This window comes from Streptomyces sp. NPDC001828 (assembly GCF_042892175.1).
Classification (GTDB): domain Bacteria; phylum Actinomycetota; class Actinomycetes; order Streptomycetales; family Streptomycetaceae; genus Streptomyces.
This window is the reverse complement of record NZ_JBIATV010000014.1, coordinates 158,247-174,445: the sequence shown is the minus strand read 5'-3', so window position 1 is coordinate 174,445 and position 16,199 is coordinate 158,247. Positions and strand designations below refer to the sequence as shown.

General features: G+C 72.1%; 12 protein-coding genes and 1 riboswitch. Of the genes, 10 read left to right on the top strand and 2 right to left on the bottom strand.

The features are described from left to right. The first annotated feature begins 80 nt into the window (after positions 1–80). The gene (locus tag ACFYZA_RS32310; RefSeq protein ID WP_388494265.1) at positions 81–1,238 is read left to right on the top strand and encodes a citrate synthase; all 1,158 of its coding nucleotides are present in this window, start codon (positions 81–83) and stop codon (positions 1,236–1,238) included. A 13-nt stretch (positions 1,239–1,251) separates the two neighbouring features. Then, positions 1,252–2,394 carry a CobW family GTP-binding protein gene (locus tag ACFYZA_RS32305; RefSeq protein WP_388494264.1) on the top strand — a complete coding sequence of 381 codons (1,143 nt, stop codon included), beginning with the start codon at positions 1,252–1,254 and terminating at the stop codon, positions 2,392–2,394. A gap of 18 nt (positions 2,395–2,412) precedes the next feature. Here the strand turns inward: ACFYZA_RS32305 and ACFYZA_RS32300 are convergent, their stop codons facing one another. Further along, positions 2,413–4,875, bottom strand: a complete 2,463-nt coding sequence (locus ACFYZA_RS32300; protein ID WP_388494263.1) for a DNA topoisomerase (ATP-hydrolyzing) subunit A — start codon at positions 4,873–4,875, stop codon at positions 2,413–2,415. A gap of 208 nt (positions 4,876–5,083) precedes the next feature. Between ACFYZA_RS32300 and ACFYZA_RS32295 the strand changes: the two genes are divergently transcribed. The 4 genes from ACFYZA_RS32295 to ACFYZA_RS32280 all read left to right on the top strand — a co-directional run bounded on the left by ACFYZA_RS32295 (position 5,084) and on the right by ACFYZA_RS32280 (position 9,824). Next, the gene (locus ACFYZA_RS32295) at positions 5,084–6,421 is read left to right on the top strand and encodes a M16 family metallopeptidase (RefSeq protein ID WP_382590372.1); all 1,338 of its coding nucleotides are present in this window, start codon (positions 5,084–5,086) and stop codon (positions 6,419–6,421) included. 17 nt (positions 6,422–6,438) lie between these two features. Then, positions 6,439–7,803, top strand: coding sequence for a M16 family metallopeptidase (locus ACFYZA_RS32290; RefSeq protein WP_388494313.1), 1,365 nt, complete (start codon positions 6,439–6,441; stop codon positions 7,801–7,803). 224 nt (positions 7,804–8,027) lie between these two features. Then, positions 8,028–8,187, top strand: a riboswitch (cyclic di-AMP (ydaO/yuaA leader). Between the two features lie 13 nt (positions 8,188–8,200). Then, positions 8,201–8,965, top strand: a complete 765-nt coding sequence (locus tag ACFYZA_RS32285) for a M23 family metallopeptidase (protein ID WP_382590085.1) — start codon at positions 8,201–8,203, stop codon at positions 8,963–8,965. A 181-nt stretch (positions 8,966–9,146) separates the two neighbouring features. Beyond that, positions 9,147–9,824 carry a GntR family transcriptional regulator gene (locus tag ACFYZA_RS32280; protein WP_388494262.1) on the top strand — a complete coding sequence of 226 codons (678 nt, stop codon included), beginning with the start codon at positions 9,147–9,149 and terminating at the stop codon, positions 9,822–9,824. 209 nt (positions 9,825–10,033) lie between these two features. Here ACFYZA_RS32280 and ACFYZA_RS32275 read toward each other — a convergent pair whose 3' ends face one another. Continuing rightward, entirely contained in the window at positions 10,034–10,315 is a 282-nt protein-coding gene (locus ACFYZA_RS32275; RefSeq protein WP_100575907.1) for an HPr family phosphocarrier protein, read from the bottom strand. A 152-nt stretch (positions 10,316–10,467) separates the two neighbouring features. Here ACFYZA_RS32275 and ACFYZA_RS32270 point away from each other — a divergent pair, with 152 nt between their 5' ends. From ACFYZA_RS32270 to ACFYZA_RS32255, 4 genes are all read left to right on the top strand, one after another. Next, on the top strand, positions 10,468–13,443 hold the full coding sequence (locus tag ACFYZA_RS32270; protein WP_388494261.1) for a GNAT family N-acetyltransferase: 2,976 nt from the start codon (positions 10,468–10,470) through the stop codon (positions 13,441–13,443). 38 nt (positions 13,444–13,481) lie between these two features. Beyond that, complete coding sequence (locus ACFYZA_RS32265; protein ID WP_053725537.1) at positions 13,482–14,069, top strand: DUF5998 family protein; 588 nt, start codon at positions 13,482–13,484, stop codon at positions 14,067–14,069. Next, positions 14,069–15,256, top strand: coding sequence for an alkaline phosphatase family protein (locus ACFYZA_RS32260; protein WP_382590096.1), 1,188 nt, complete (start codon positions 14,069–14,071; stop codon positions 15,254–15,256). Before ACFYZA_RS32265 ends, ACFYZA_RS32260 begins: the two co-directional genes overlap by 1 nt. 137 nt (positions 15,257–15,393) lie before the next feature. Continuing rightward, complete coding sequence (locus ACFYZA_RS32255) at positions 15,394–16,044, top strand: thymidine kinase (protein WP_382590099.1); 651 nt, start codon at positions 15,394–15,396, stop codon at positions 16,042–16,044. Positions 16,045–16,199: the final 155 nt, after the last annotated feature.

The following is a 16,199-nucleotide window of genomic DNA, read 5'->3' as shown; positions in this document are numbered from 1 at the left end:
CAACATTGACAGCTCTGGAGTCAATCATAGACAGTCGAGTCAATGTGAGGAATGGAAGAGGATCCGAAGGAGGCAGCCACATGGCCGGCACCATCACCGCCCCCGCCGCGGTACCCCGAGGGCTCGCGGGCGTCGTCGTCACGGACACCGAACTCGGCGACGTCCGAGGGCGCGAGGGCTTCTACCACTACCGCCAGTACTCGGCCGTCGAGCTCGCCGAGAGCCGCACCTTCGAGGACGTCTGGCACCTGATGTTCCACGGCGGCCTGCCCGACGCCGAGGCCCGCGCCGCCTTCACCGCCCGCACCGCGCGCCTGCGCCACCTGCCGGCGGGCGTCCGCGAGGCGCTCCCCGGCATCGCCCGCACCGGCTCCCCTTCGGGCCCGCTCGCCGGGCTGCGCACCGCGCTCTCCCTGCTCGGCGCGGCCAGGGGCTTCCGGCCGGTGTACGACCTGGACGCCACCCGGCGCGCCGAGGACGCGCTGGCGGCCTGCGCCGCGGTGCCCACCCTGCTCACCGCGCTGCACCGGCTCGGCCAGGGACTCGAACCCGTCGAACCCCGCGACGACCTGCCGTACGCCGCCAACTACCTCTACATGCTGACCGGTCGTGAGGCCGAGCCCGACCGCGTCCGGGCCGTCGAGCAGTACCTGATCTCCACCGTCGACCACGGCTTCAACGCCTCCACCTTCACCGCCCGCGTCGTCGCCTCCACCGGCGCCGACGTCGCGGCGAGCCTGGTGGCCGCCGTCGGCGCGCTCTCCGGACCGCTGCACGGCGGCGCCCCCAGCCGCGCCCTGGACACCCTGGACGCGATCGGCACCCCGGACCGCATCGACGGCTGGATCCGCGAACGCGTCCTGGCGGGCGATCGGATCATGGGCTTCGGGCACCCGGTCTACCGCACCGAGGATCCCCGCTCCCGCATGCTGCGCGGGATCGCGGAGGGCTTCGGCGGACCGCTGGTGGGCTTCGCCGTCGAGGTGGAGCGCCAGGTCGAGGCGATCCTGGCCGAGCTCAAGCCGGGCCGCGAGCTGCACACCAACGTGGAGTTCTACGCCGGGGTGGTCATGGAGCTGTGCGGGCTGCCCCGCGAGATGTTCACGCCCACCTTCTGTGCCGCCCGGGTGGTCGGCTGGAGCGCCAATATCCTGGAGCAGTCGGCGGACTCGAAGATCATTCGTCCGGCGGCCCGCTACGTGGGCCCGCCCCCGCCGCAGCCCGTACCCGCAGTCTGAGGAAGGCCCCCAGGTGAACAGCCCGAGCAGTCAGATCCCCGTCATCGTCCTCGCGGGCTTCCTCGGCTCGGGCAAGACCACCCTGCTCAACCATCTGCTCCGGGCCTGCCGGGGCACCCGGATCGGGGCCGTCGTCAATGACTTCGGCTCCATCGAGATCGACGCCATGACGGTGGCGGGACAGCTCGGCGACTCCACCGTCTCGCTCGGCAACGGCTGTCTGTGCTGCGCCGTGGACGCGAGCGAACTCGACGTCTACCTGGACCGGCTCACCCGCCCCGCCGCCCGCCTCGACGTCATCGTCATCGAGGCGAGCGGCCTCGCCGAACCGCAGGAGCTCGTGAAGATGCTGCTGGCCAGCGAGAACCCGCGCATCGTGTACGGGGGCCTGGTCGAGGTCGTGGACGCGGCCGAGTACGACGCCACCCGGGAGCGGCACCCCGAGATCGAGCGGCACCTGGGCGTCGCCGACCTGGTGGTGCTCAACAAGACGGACCGGGTGGCCCCGGCGGACCTCGCCCGGCTGCGGGCCTCCCTCGCGACGACGGCCGCGGTGGTGGAGTCCGCGTACGGCAGGGTCGACCCGGAGCTCTTCTTCGACCGGCGGCCCGTCACCGAACGGGTGGGCCAGCTCGCCTTCGACGATCTCCTGGACGACGGGGCGCCGGGCTGCGCCGAGGACCACGAGCACCACGGGGGATGCCACGGCCACGCCGCGCATCTGCACGCCGGCTACGAGTCCGTCGCGTTCACCTCGGACGTACCCCTGGACCCGCGCTCCCTGATGGCCTTCCTCGACACGCGGCCCGAGGGCCTCTACCGCATCAAGGGATTCGTCGACTTCGGCGCCGCCGACCCCCGCAACCGCTACAGCCTGCATGCGGTGGGCCGGTTCCTGCGCTTCCACCCCGAACCGTGGCCGAGCGGGCAGGAGCGCCGCAGCGAACTCGTCCTCATCGGCGCCGGCATCGACGCGCCCGCTCTGGAGAAGCAGCTCGCCGGGTGCGTGAGTGCCCGCCCCGACGAGACCCCCGCCGACCACGCCATGTGGGGCGTCCTGCGCTACGTGCCCGAGCCCGAGGACCCGGCGGATGATGCGGACGGCGAACCGGAAGAAGCCGGGGAGTTCGCTGAACTCCCCGGCTCCATCGGCTAGTCGACGCTTCTTCCCGCGTTACGAGGACGGGCCCGCGAGGACCGCCACGGGGGAGGGCAGCGGTGTGCCCGAGCCGTCACGGCGCGGATCGATCTCCGGGAGCTGGGCCGGGGCGCCGTTGGTCTGGGCGGCGCGGGCCGGGGCCGGGCCCGCCCACGCGAGCACCAGCTTGTCCTCGCCCTTCAGGAACCGCTGACAGCGCACCCCGCCGGTGGCCCGGCCCTTGCGCGGGTACTGGTCGAAGGGCGTCAGCTTCGCCGACACCGCGGCGTCACCGAGCAGCGTCGCCCCCGAGCCCGCCACCGAGAACACCACCGCGTCCCCCGCCGGGTCGACGGCCGTGAACGAGATCACCTTGGCGCCGTCGGTCAGCTTGATGCCGGCCATGCCGCCCGCGGCCCGGCCCTGGGGCCGGACCTGGCTCGCCTGGTAGCGCAGCAGCTGGGCGTCGTCGGTGATGAAGACCAGGTCCTCCTCGCCGGTGCGCAGCTCGGCCGCGCCCACGATCCGGTCACCGTCCTTGAGGGTGATGACCTCCAACTCGTCCTTGTTCGCCGGGTAGTCGGGCACCACGCGCTTGACCACGCCCTGCTCGGTGCCGATCGCGAGGCCCGGCGAGGACTCGTCGAGCGTGGTCAGGCACACCACCGTCTCGTCCGGCTCCAGGGAGGAGAGGAACTCCGAGATCGGGGCGCCGCCCGACAGGTTGGGCGCGGACGCCGTGTCCGGGAGCTGCGGCAGGTCGATCACCGCGAGCCTGAGCAGTCGTCCGATGGACGTCACCACGCCCACGTCACCTCGCTGGGTGGCGGGCACCGCCGAGACGATCACGTCGTGCTTGACCCGCTTGTCGTCCTCGCCGGCCACGTACGGCTCGCCGCCCGCCGTACGGGCCAGCAGACCCGTCGAGGAGAGCAGCACCCGGCACGGGTCGTCCGCGACTTCGAGGGCGACGGCCGCGATCGGGGCGCCCGCCGACTCCAGCAGGACCGTGCGCCGGTCGGTGCTGAACTTCTTGGCCACCGCCGCCAGTTCGGCCGAGACCAGCTTGCGCAGCTCGCTGTCCGAGTCGAGGATCCCGGTCAGCTCGTCGATCTCGCCGGTCAGCCGGTCGCGCTCGCTCTCCAGCTCGATCCGGTCGAACTTGGTGAGCCGGCGCAGCGGCGTGTCCAGGATGTACTGCGTCTGGATCTCGCTCAGCGAGAAGTGCTCGATGAGCCGCTCCTTCGCCTGCGCCGAGTTGTCACTCGACCGGATGATCCTGATGACCTCGTCGATGTCGACCAGGGCCACCAGCAGGCCCTCGACCAGGTGCAGCCGGTCCCGGCGCTTGGTGCGGCGGAACTCGCTGCGCCGGCGCACCACGGTGAAGCGGTGGTCGAGGTAGACCTCCAGGAGCTCCTTGAGGCCGAGCGTGAGCGGCTGGCCGTCCACCAGGGCCACGTTGTTGATGCCGAAGGACTCCTCCATCGGCGTCAGCTTGTAGAGCTGCTCCAGGACGGCCTCCGGGACGAAGCCGTTCTTGATCTCGATGACCAGACGCAGGCCGTGCGATCGGTCGGTGAGGTCCTTCACATCGGCGATGCCCTGGAGCTTCTTCGAGCCGACCAGGTCCTTGATCTTGGAGATGACCTTCTCCGGGCCGACCGTGAACGGCAGCTCGGTGACGACCAGGCCCTTGCGGCGGGCCGTCACGTTCTCCACCGAGGCGGTGGCGCGGATCTTGAACGTGCCGCGGCCCGACTCGTAGGCGTCCTTGATGCCGCCCAGGCCCACGATGCGCCCGCCGGTCGGCAGGTCGGGGCCCGGCACGAAGCGCATCAGCGCCTCCAGGTCCGCCTCCGGGTGCCGGATCAGGTGGCGGGCCGCGGCGATGACCTCGCCCAGGTTGTGCGGCGGCATGTTGGTGGCCATGCCGACCGCGATGCCGGACGACCCGTTCACCAACAGGTTCGGATAGGCGGCCGGCAGGGCCACCGGCTCCTGCTCCTGGCCGTCGTAGTTCGAGGCGAAGTCGACGGTGTCCTCGTCGATGGACTCCGTCATCAGCGAGGTGGCGTCGGCCATCTTGCACTCGGTGTACCGCATGGCGGCCGGCGGGTCGTCGTTGCCGAGCGAGCCGAAGTTGCCGTGGCCGTTGACCAGCGGAAGCCGCATGGAGAACGGCTGAGCCATGCGCACCAGGGCGTCGTAGATCGACGCGTCGCCGTGCGGGTGCAGCTTGCCCATCACCTCGCCGACGACACGGGCGCACTTCACATAGCCCCGGTCCGGGCGCAGGCCCATCTCGTTCATCTGGTAGACGATGCGGCGCTGGACGGGCTTCATTCCGTCCCGCGCGTCCGGCAGGGCCCGCGAGTAGATCACGGAGTACGCGTACTCGAGGAAGGAGCCCTGCATCTCGTCGACGACGTCGATGTCGAGGATCCGCTCCTCGAAGTCGTCGGGCGGCGGCGGGGTCTTCGTGCTGCGGCGGGCCATCGCGGCTGCTGCTCCTTCACGTACCGGATCGGATCTCTGATGCCGACCATTGTGGACCGTCCCACTGACAACGCCGACCGCGACCCGGGAACTTCGCCAGGTGCCCGCGCGCTTGCATACAGTGGCAGGACTTCTTTACGTAAGGCTTCTCCCGCCAGTACTTCACACAGCGGTACTGCGCATCGGATACGAAGGGACGTACATGCCCATGGGTCACACGGCCACAGCGCAGGCCGGCTCCGGCGGTCTGACAGCGACCGAGCACCGACTGGCCAACGGCCTGCGCGTGGTGCTCTCCGAGGACCACCTGACCCCGGTCGCGGCGGTGTGCCTCTGGTACGACGTCGGTTCGCGCCACGAGGTCAAGGGCCGCACCGGCCTCGCCCATCTCTTCGAGCACCTCATGTTCCAGGGTTCCCACCAGGTGCACGGCAACGGCCACTTCGAGCTGGTGCAGGGCGCGGGCGGTTCGCTGAACGGCACCACCAGCTTCGAGCGCACCAACTACTTCGAGACCATGCCCGCCCACCAGGTCGAGCTCGCGCTCTGGCTGGAGGCCGACCGCATGGGCTCGCTGCTCGCCGCGCTGGACGAGCAGTCGATGGAGAACCAGCGCGACGTCGTCAAGAACGAGCGCCGCCAGCGCTACGACAACGTCCCCTACGGCACCGCCTTCGAGAAGCTGACCGCCCTCGCCTACCCGGAGGGCCACCCCTACCACCACACGCCGATCGGCTCGATGGCGGACCTGGACGCGGCCACCCTGGAAGACGCCCGGAACTTCTTCCGCACGTACTACGCGCCCAACAACGCGGTGCTCTCCGTGGTCGGCGACATCGACCCCGAGCAGACGCTGGCCTGGGTGGAGAAGTACTTCGGATCCATCCCCGCCCACGACGGCAAGCAGCCGCCGCGCGACGGCTCGCTGCCCGGCACCATCGGCGGACAGCTGCGCGAGGTCGTCGAGGAGGACGTCCCGGCGCGCGCCCTGATGGCCGCCTACCGGCTGCCCCACGACGGCACCCGCGAGGCGGACGCGGCCGACCTGGCGCTGACCGTCCTCGGCGGCGGCGAGTCCTCCCGGCTGCACAACCGCCTGGTGCGCCGCGACCGCAGCGCGGTGGCCGCCGGCTTCGGCCTGCTGCGCCTGGCCGGCGCACCCTCGCTCGGCTGGCTCGACGTCAAGACGTCCGGCGGGGTCGAGGTCGAGGACATCGAGAGCGCAGTCGACGAGGAGCTCGCGCGGTTCGCCGCCGAGGGCCCGACCGCCGAGGAGATGGAGCGCGCCCAGGCCCAGTTGGAGCGCGAATGGCTCGACCGCCTCGGCACCGTGGCCGGCCGCGCCGACGAACTGTGCCGCTACGCCGTCCTGTTCGGCGACCCGCAGCTCGCCCTGACGGCGGTCGACCGCGTCCTGGACATCACCGCCGACGAGGTCCGGGCGGTCGCCGCCGCGAAGCTGCGCCCCGACAACCGGGCGGTCCTGGTGTACGAGCCCACCGCGGCACCCGAGGCAGGCAACGAAGAGGAAGAGGCGGGCCAGTGACGGACGCTGTCGTGACCATGGAGTTCCACCCCCAGCCGGCCGCCGGCCCCGCCACGCCGTGGGCCTTCCCGGCCCCCGAGCGCGGCACGCTCGCCAACGGCATGACCGTGCTGCGCTGCCACCGGCCCGGCCAGCAGGTCGTCGCCGTCGAGGTGTTCCTCGCGGCCCCGCTCGAAGCCGAGCCCGCGGGCCTCGACGGCGTCGCCACGATCATGGCGCGCGCCCTGACCGAGGGCACCGACAAGCACTCGGCCGAGGAGTTCGCCGCCGAGCTGGAGCGCTGCGGCGCCACCCTCGACGCGCACGCCGACCACCCCGGCGTCCGGGTCTCCCTGGAAGTGCCGGTCTCCCGGCTGCCCAAGGCGCTCTCGCTGCTCGCCGAGGCGCTGCGGGCCCCGGCGTTCGCCGACTCCGAGATCGAGCGCCTGGTGCGCAACCGGCTCGACGAGATCCCGCACGAGCAGGCCAACCCGGCCCGCCGCGCCGCCAAGCAGCTCTCCAAGGAGCTCTTCCCGGCCTCCGCGCGCATCTCCCGGCCCCGCCAGGGCACCGAGGAGACCGTCGAGGCCATCGACGCGGCCGCGGTGCGCGCCTTCTACGAGGCGTACGTGCGCCCCTCGACGACCGTCACCGTCGTCGTCGGCGACCTCGCGGCCACCGACCTCGACGCGATCCTCGCGGACACCCTGGGCGACTGGACCGGCGACACCGCCGAGCCGCGCCCGGTCCCGCCGATCACCGCCGACGACCGCGGCCGGGTCGTCATCGTGGACCGGCCCGGCGCCGTGCAGACCCAGCTGCTCATCGGCCGCATCGGCCCCGACCGGCACGACCGGGTCTGGGCGGCCCAGGTGCTCGGCACGTACTGCCTGGGCGGCACCCTGACCTCGCGTCTGGACCGCGTGCTGCGCGAGGAGAAGGGCTACACCTACGGGGTGCGGTCCTTCGGCCAGGTGCTGCGCTCGGGTCCGGACGGCGGCGCCGCGATGCTCGCCATCAGCGGCTCGGTCGACACCCCGAACACCGGTCCCGCCCTGGAGGACCTGTGGAAGGTGCTGCGCAAGCTCGCCGCGGAGGGTCTTGACGACGCCGAGCGCGAGACGGCCGTGCAGAACCTGGTGGGCGTCGCCCCGCTCAAGTACGAGACCGCGGCGGCCGTCGCCGGGACGCTCGCCGACCAGGTCGAGCAGTTCCTTCCCGACGACTACCAGGCCCAGCTGTACGCCCAGCTCGCGGACACCGGCACCGTGGAGGCGACGGCGGCCGTCGTCAACGCCTTCCCGGCCGACCGCCTCGTCACGGTCCTGGTCGGCGACGCCGCGCGGATCGCGGAGCCGGTCAAGGCGCTCGGCATCGGTGAAGTCACCGTCGTCACGGGCTGATTGAGGCTCCGGGCCGGCCGAGCGGGCCCGGCACGGACGAGGACACGGAGGACCCCGGAGGCGCATGAGCCGCCGGGGTCCTCCCGTATGTCCGGTTTATTGGGGAGGTTGCCCGTCTGTGATGTGGCGTGCGCTACAAAATCCTGTGTGTGTTTGGTGATTGAAAGATCAGCGGTTTAGCGTCGGTCCCGCTGTCCGTCACCACCCGTCGCAGCCGCGGCACCGGACAGTGATCGCCGAGTCCCCGATGGCGCGAGCCAGGGGAGCCGGGGACCCACTCAGTCCCTGGGGTGAATCGGACGCCTCCGCCCGCGGAGGAGCCCGTAGGAGACCTTCCTGCTCCGAACCCGTCAGCTAACCCGGTAGGCGAGATGGAAGGAAAGGACACCGCCGCTACATGGCGTTCACCCGTGCCACCGGGAAGCATCGCGCGCCCAGCCGAATGACGCGCCGCAGCGCGAACATCGCGGGCATCGCCACCCTGGCCACCGCCGGAGTCGTAGGCACCCTCGCCTCCCCGGCCGTCGCCGCCCCGAGCACCACCACCGACACCGGCCTCAGCCAGGCCATCGTCATCGGCGACTCCCTCGCCGACCAGCTGGGCGCCCAGGCCGACGCGCAGAAGCAGGCCGCCGCGAAGGCCCGGGCGAAGGCGGAGGCCGAGGCCGCCGCCAAGCGCAAGGCCGAGCAGCGCGCCCAGGAGGCGCGCGAGGCCAAGGAGCGCGCCGCGCGCGAGGCGGAGCGCAAGCGCCTCAACACGTTCGTGGCCCCCATATCCGGCAGTTATGTGTCCACCGGCTACAAGACCGGCGGATCCCTGTGGTCCTCCGGCAGCCACACCGGCATCGACTTCCATGCGGGGATCGGCACTCCGGTCCACGCGGTGGGTCTGGGCACCGTCGTCGAGGCCGGTGACGGTGGCGCCTACGGCAACAACATCGTGATCCGGATGCACGACGGCACGTACACCCAGTACGGCCACCTCTCGGTCATCCAGGTCTCCGTCGGCCAGTCCGTGGAGCCGGGCCAGCAGATCGCCCTGTCGGGCAACACCGGCAACACCACGGGTCCGCACCTGCACTTCGAGGCCCGCACCGGCCCGGAGTACGGCTCGGACATCGACCCGATCGCCTATCTGCGTTCGCACGGCGTCGGCGTCTGAGACGGCACCGGCGCTCCCCGCGCACACCGAAGGCCCCCGGCACCGAGCCGGGGGCCTTCGTCATTGGCCAAAAGATATGCCTTGGTTCCGGCCCGTCACGTGGAATTAACAGGGCCTGCAATAGAGTCACGAAAAAGCCTTGGTCGACCGCGTTCCGCGGGGAATGAAGCGGAGGTTCGCCATGCGCATTCCGGCGCATTCGGTATGCACGGCCATACGCGACGACATCGTCACGGGTGTCTTCGAGCGCGGCGGCCGGCTCACCGAGGAAGTACTCGCCCGGCGTTACGGGGTCTCCCGCGTCCCGGTCCGCGAGGCGCTGCGCACCCTGGAGTCGGAGGGGTTCGTGACCACCCGCAGGCACGCGGGCGCGTGTGTGGCCGAGCCCACCGAGGTGGAGGCCGCCGACCTCCTCGAACTGCGCCTCCTGCTGGAGCCGTTGGCCGCCGCCCGGGCCGCGCGCCGGCGCACCGAGGCCCATCTCAAGGTGCTGCGCGGCCTGGTGAGACTGGGTCAGGACCGGGCCCGGCGGGGTCAGGGCGAGGATCTGCGCTCGCTCGGCGGCTGGTACCACGAGACGCTCGCCCAGGCCTCCGCGAGCCCCGGACTCATCGCGATGCTCACGCAGTTGCGGCACAAGGTGGCCTGGATGTACGCGGTCGAGACGCCGTCCCGCCCCACCGAGGCCTGGGCCGAACTCGGCGCCATCACCGACGCGGTGACCCGCGGCGACGCCGAACGTGCCCGCTCGCTCACGGCCCTCCACGCCGAGGGGTCCTTTTCCGCCCATCGGCTGCGCACGGCCGTACCCGTGAGGTCTTCGCAACATCCCGTCAACATCGCGAGTGCCCGCGCTTAACGGCGGCGCCGTATACAAGAAGGGGCCGGCGTCGTGCTGCCCGGAATTGACGGCTCGGCGTTCCCTATTGATTGACGGGCCCGCATTCCCCTGCGTGAGCCCGCACCTCATTCCCCCTGCCTGAGCCCGCACCCCATTCCACGGCAAAACAAAAGGACCGCCGAGCCCGTATGCGGGTTCCGCGGTCCTTCGGTGTGACGTCGACCGGATCAGACGGTCTCGGGGAGCTCCTCGAGACCCTCGGCGACCAGCTTGGCCAGCCGGTCGAGCGCGGCGTCCGCGCCCTCGGCGTCGGAGGCCAGCACGATCTCCTCGCCGCCCTGCGCACCCAGGCCGAGCACCGCGAGCATGGACGCGGCGTTGACCGGGTTGCCGTCGGCCTTGGCGATCGTCATGGGGACTCCGGCGGCCGTGGCGGCACGGACGAAGATGGACGCGGGGCGGGCGTGCAGGCCCTCGGCCCAGCCGACGTTGACGCGGCGCTCAGCCATGGTGTTGCCCTTCGAAATCTCTGACGGTTGTCTAGACCAGTCTCTCATGTGGTGCGCGGTGCTCGTACCGACCTTAGGCCCCTGTGCGCCGCCGATCGGCCCTCCCCACCTTGCCCCGGCGCGTACGGCCCCGCGACCCGTACGCTTTCGGTATGACGACGGCGTCCGACCCCGCGTACCCCGCTCACTGGGAGGCCGACGTGGTGCTCCGCGACGGCGGCACCGCGCGCATCAGGCCCATCACCACCGAGGACGCCGAGCGCCTGGTCTCCTTCTACGAGCTGGTGTCGGACGAGTCGAAGTACTACCGCTTCTTCGCGCCCTACCCCCGCCTGTCCGCCAAGGACGTCCACCGCTTCACCCATCACGACTACGTCGACCGGGTCGGGCTCGCGGCCACCGTCGGCGGCGAGTTCATCGCGACCGTCCGCTACGACCGGATCAACGCCCAGGGCCGCCCGGCCTCCGCCCCCGCCGACGAGGCCGAGGTCGCCTTCCTGGTCCAGGACGCCCACCAGGGCCGGGGCGTCGCCTCCACGCTCCTCGAACACATCGCGGCGGTCGCCCGCGAGCGCGGGATCAGGCGGTTCGCCGCCGAGGTGCTGCCCGCCAACAACAAGATGATCAAGGTCTTCACGGACGCCGGCTACCAGCAGAAGCGGTCCTTCGAGGACGGCTCGGTCCACCTCACCCTCGATCTGGAGCCCACCGCCGAGTCCCTCGCCGTGCAGCGCGCCCGCGAGTACCGCGCCGAGGCGCGTTCCGTGCGGCGCCTGCTCACGCCCGGCTCGGTCGCGGTCATCGGCACCGGCCGCGCCCCCGGCGGCGTCGGCCGCGCGGTCCTGCGCAACGTCCTGGACGCCGGGTTCACCGGGCGTACGTACGCGGTGAACAACGCGCTGGGTCCCGGGCCGCACGAGATCGAGGGCGTCCCGGCGTACGCCTCGGTCGGCGCGATCGGCGAGCCGGTGGACCTGGCGATTCTTGCGGTGCCCGCCGAACGGGTGCCGGAGGCCGTCGCCGACTGCGGCGAGCACGGCGTCCAGGGCCTGGTCGTGCTCTCGGCCGAATATGCGGAGAGCGGCGAGAGCGGCCGCGAGCGCCAGCGCGCCCTGGTCCGCCAGGCCCGCAGCTACGGGATGCGGCTGATCGGCCCGAACGCGTTCGGGATCATCAACACCGCGCCCGGGGTGCGGCTGAACGCCTCGCTCGCCCCCGAGGCGCCGCCCGCCGGGCGCATCGGCCTGTTCACCCAGTCCGGCGCGATCGGCATCGCCCTCCTTTCGGGCCTCTACCGGCGGGGCGCGGGCCTGTCCACGTTCATCTCCTCCGGCAACCGTGCGGACCTGTCGGGCAACGACTTCCTCCAGTACTGGCACGAGGACCCCGACACCGATGTGGTGCTGCTGTACCTCGAATCCATCGGCAACCCGCGCAAGTTCACCCGCCTCGCCCGGCGCACGGCCGCCGCGAAGCCCGTGGTGGTGGTCAAGGGCGCCCGGCACAGCGGCACCACCCCGCCGGGCCACGCCGTCCCGGTGACGCGGGTGCCGGACGCCACCGTCTCGGCGCTGCTGCGCCAGGCGGGGGTCATCCTGGTCGGCACCGTCACCGAGCTCGTGGACGCGGGCCTGCTGCTCGCGGGCCAGCCGCTGCCCGCGGGTCCGCGGGTGGCGATCCTCGGCAACTCCGAATCGCTGGGCCTGCTGACGTACGACGCCTGTCTGACCGAGGGGCTGCGCCCGCTCAGGCCGCTCGACCTGACGACCGGCGCGACCCCGGCGGACTTCCGGGCGGCCCTCGCCGCGGCCCTGGCCGACGACGCCTGCGACGCGGTCGTGGTCACCGCCATCCCCTGGGTCGGCGAGAGCGGAGCGCTGGAGTCCGGCGACGGCCAGGTCCTCGCCGACGCCCTGCGCGAGGCCGCCGCCACGGCCCCCGCGAAGCCGGTGGCGGTGGTGCACGTGGAAATCGGCGGCCTGGCCGAGGCCCTCGCGGCAGCGGCCCGCACGGTCCGGCCGGCCACGCCCGCCGCGCCAAATCCAGCCCGCCCGACTTCACCCGATCCAGCCCCTCCAACGCCGTCAAATCCAGCCCCTCCGGCGTTTGAGGAGCGGGGGTCCGGGGGCAGAGCCCCCGGCACGCCCACCGGCGGTCAGCCGAAAGGCGACGCACTCCCGACCCGTGAGGCAACCCGCCCACCCACCGGCGGGCAGCCGAACAGCGAGAACACCGACCCCACCCCGCCCCGTGAGGCAGCCCGCATTCCCGCCTACCCCGCCGCCGAGCGAGCGGTGCGCGCGCTGGCCGAGGCCGTCCGCTACGCCCGCTGGCGGCGGGACGCGGCCGAGCCCGGCAGGGCGGGGGAGTACGACGACATCGACGAGCCGGGCGCCGCCGCCCTGATCGACCGCATCCTCGGCCCCGCCCCCGACGCCCGCGGCACCACCCTGTCCGCCGAGGACGCCGGGGAGCTGCTCGGCCGGTACGGCATCGCGGTCCGTCCCACGCTGCCCGCGCCCGACCCCGACCGCGCCGTCGAGGCCGCCCGCCGCCTCGGCTTCCCCGTCGCGCTCAAGCCCACCGCCCCGCACCTGCGCCACCGCCCCGACCTCGGCGGCGTACGCCTCGACCTGGCGGACGAGCGCCAACTCGCCCGTGCATATGCCGAATTGACGGCCGCCCTCGGCAAACCCGAGGAGCTGGGGCCCGTCGTGCAGGCCATGGTCCCGCGCGGGGTGGACACCGTCGTGCGTGCCTCGATCGACTCCGCGGTCGGCGCCGTGCTCTCCTTCGGCCTGGCCGGCGCCGCCTCCGAGCTGCTCGGCGACACCGCGCACCGGCTGATCCCTGCCACCGACCGTGACGCCCGTGAGCTGCTGAGATCCATCAGGACGGCGCCGCTCCTGTTCGGCTGGCGGGGTTCCGCGCCCGTCGACACCGCGGCCCTCGAAGAACTGCTGCTGCGGGTGTCGCGGCTGGTCGACGACCATCCCGAGGTGGTCGCCGTGGGCCTTGAGCCCGTCATCGTCGCCCAGCACGGCCTCTCGGTGCTCGGCGCGACCGTCCGCCTCGCCCCCGCCCCGCCCCGCACCGACCTCGGCCCCAGGCGCCTGCCCAGCTACTGAGGGCCGCCCGCCTCCAGGGGCAGCTTAAGATGGACCTCATGGCGAAGACCGGTACGACGACCCAGGGGCTCCGCGCGGCGATCGAGCGCAGCGGCTACTACCCGGCCCTTGTGGCCGAGGCGGTGGAGGCCGCAGTCGGCGGCGAGCCGATCGCGTCGTACCTGGTCCACCAGGAGACCACCTTCGACGCCAATGAAGTACGCCGTCACGTGACGGTCCTGGTCCTCACGGACAACCGTTTCATCGTCAGCCACACCGACGAGCAGAACGCCGACACCAGCTCCCCGACGCCGTACGCGACCACCTCCACCGAGTCCGTGAAGCTCGGCCGGATCTCGTCCGTCGTGGTGAGCCGCGTCGTCGCCAACCCCGAGTCCTACACGCCCGGCACGCTGCCCCGCGAGGTCGTCCTGACCATCGGCTGGGGCGCGGTCGCGCGGATCGACCTGGAGCCCGCCGCCTGCGGCGACCCCAACTGCGACGCCGACCACGGCTACACCGGCAACTCCACCGCCGACGACCTGAGCCTGCGCGTCAGCGAGGCCGGCGACGGCCCCGACACGGTCCGCCAGACCCTGGCCTTCGCGCAGGCGCTGTCCGAGGCGACCGCGGCGACCGGCCGCTGATGGCCCAGCCCGCCTGGCACGATCCCGAGCCCCTCGCCCTCGACACCGCACCCGTCCCCGAGTACGGCACCGGATCGCTCGCCGATCTGCTGCCCACCCTCGTTGCGGGCCAGGGCGTGCCCGGTTTCGAGCCGCGCATCGCCGAGCTCGCCCCCGCCGACCGCAACTGCGTCTTCCTGATCGACGGCCTCGGCTGGGAGCAGATCGGGGCGCACCCCGACGAGGCGCCCTATCTGCACGCGCTGCTCGCCACCTCGCGCGGCGGCACCGGCCGGCCCATAACCGCCGGGTTCCCCGCCACCACCGCGACCTCGCTCGCCTCGGTCGGCACGGGCCTGGCCCCCGGCGAGCACGGGCTGCCCGGCTACACCGCGCGCAACCCCGACAGCGGCGAGCTGATGAACCAGCTCCGCTGGAAGCCCTGGACCGATCCGCACACCTGGCAGCCGTACCCCACGGTCTTCCAGCTCGCCGACCGGGCGGGCGTGCACACCGCCCAGGTGTCCTCGCCGACTTTCGAGCACACCCCGCTCACCAAGGTCGCGCTCAGCGGCGGCACCTTCCGGGGCCGGCTCTCCGGCGAGGAGCGCATGGACCTGGCGGCGGCCCAACTCGCCGCCGGAGACCGGTCGTTGGTGTACACGTACTACTCCGACGTCGACGGCAAGGGCCACCGCTTCGGCGTCGACTCGGACGCCTGGCGCGGCCAGCTGATGTACGTCGACCGGCTCGCCCAGCGCCTCGCCGAGCAGCTCCCGCCGCGCGCGGCCCTGTACATCACCGCCGACCACGGCATGATCGACATCCCCTTCGACGAGCAGTCCCGCATCGACGTCGACGAGGACTGGGAGCTGCGCGCCGGCGTCGCCCTGCTCGGCGGCGAGGGCCGGGCCCGCCATGTGTACGCCGTGCCGGGCGCCGTCTCCGACGTGCTGACCTGCTGGCGCGAGGTGCTCGGCGAGCAGTTCTGGGTGGCGAGCCGCGACGAGGCGATCGCCGCGGGCTGGTTCGGCCCCCGGATCGACGAGCGGGTGTACGGCCGGATCGGCGACGTGGTCGCCGCCGCCCGCGACGACGTCGTCATCATCGCCTCGCGTCGCGAGCCCCACGAGTCCCTCATGGTCGGCAACCACGGCTCGATGACCCCGGCGGAGCAGCTCGTACCGCTCCTCGAAGTACGCTCGTAACCACCCCCCCCAGATCTGAAAGGCCGTCACCCTCCCATGCCCGAGCTGGTGTTCTTCTCCGGAACGATGGACTGCGGAAAGGGCACCGGCTCGCTTGGCTGCGGTCTTTGTCCGATCCGAAAGGTCTCGCTGTCCTGATGTCTGAACTGGCCTTCTTCTCGGGAACAATGGACTGTGGAAAGTCGACTCTGGCGCTTCAGATCGAACACAACCGGTCGGCGCGTGGTCTGCAGGGGCTGATCTTCACGCGCGACGACCGTGCGGGGGAGGGCAAGCTGTCGTCGCGTCTGGGGCTGGTGACCGACGCGGTGGAGGCGGGGCCGGGCCTGGATCTGTACGGGTACGTGGTGGAGCAGCTGTCGGGGGGCGGCAGGGTCGACTACGTGATTGTCGACGAGGCCCAGTTCCTGCTGTCCGGGCAGATCGACCAGCTCGCCCGGATCGTGGACGAGCTGAACATGGACGTCTTCGCGTTCGGTATCACCACCGACTTCCGTACCAAGCTCTTTCCCGGCTCGCAGCGCCTGATCGAACTCGCCGACCGTGTCGAGACGCTGCAGGTCGAGGCGATGTGCTGGTGCGGCGCCCGTGCCACCCACAATGCGCGCACCGTGGGCGGGGAGATGGTGGTCGAGGGCGAGCAGGTCGTAGTGGGGGACGTGGACCGGCCCGTGGCGGAGGTCGGCTACGAAGTGCTGTGCCGGCGCCATCACCGCAGGCGGATGACGAGCGCCGCGGCCCGTGCGGGGGCGCTGTCTCCGGACGTGCTGCCGGTCGCTTCCAGCTGATTCGGCGGGACTCGGCGCGGTGCTCTCCCGCCGGCGCCGGTGTTCCGGCCGCATGCCGCCGCGGTGGCACTGCTGTCACGGAACGCAGCGGCATGCCGCGGTCGGCTGCGAAGCCTTCGGCCCGCCAGCCCCGATCCGGGGCGGCGCGGCCCCGG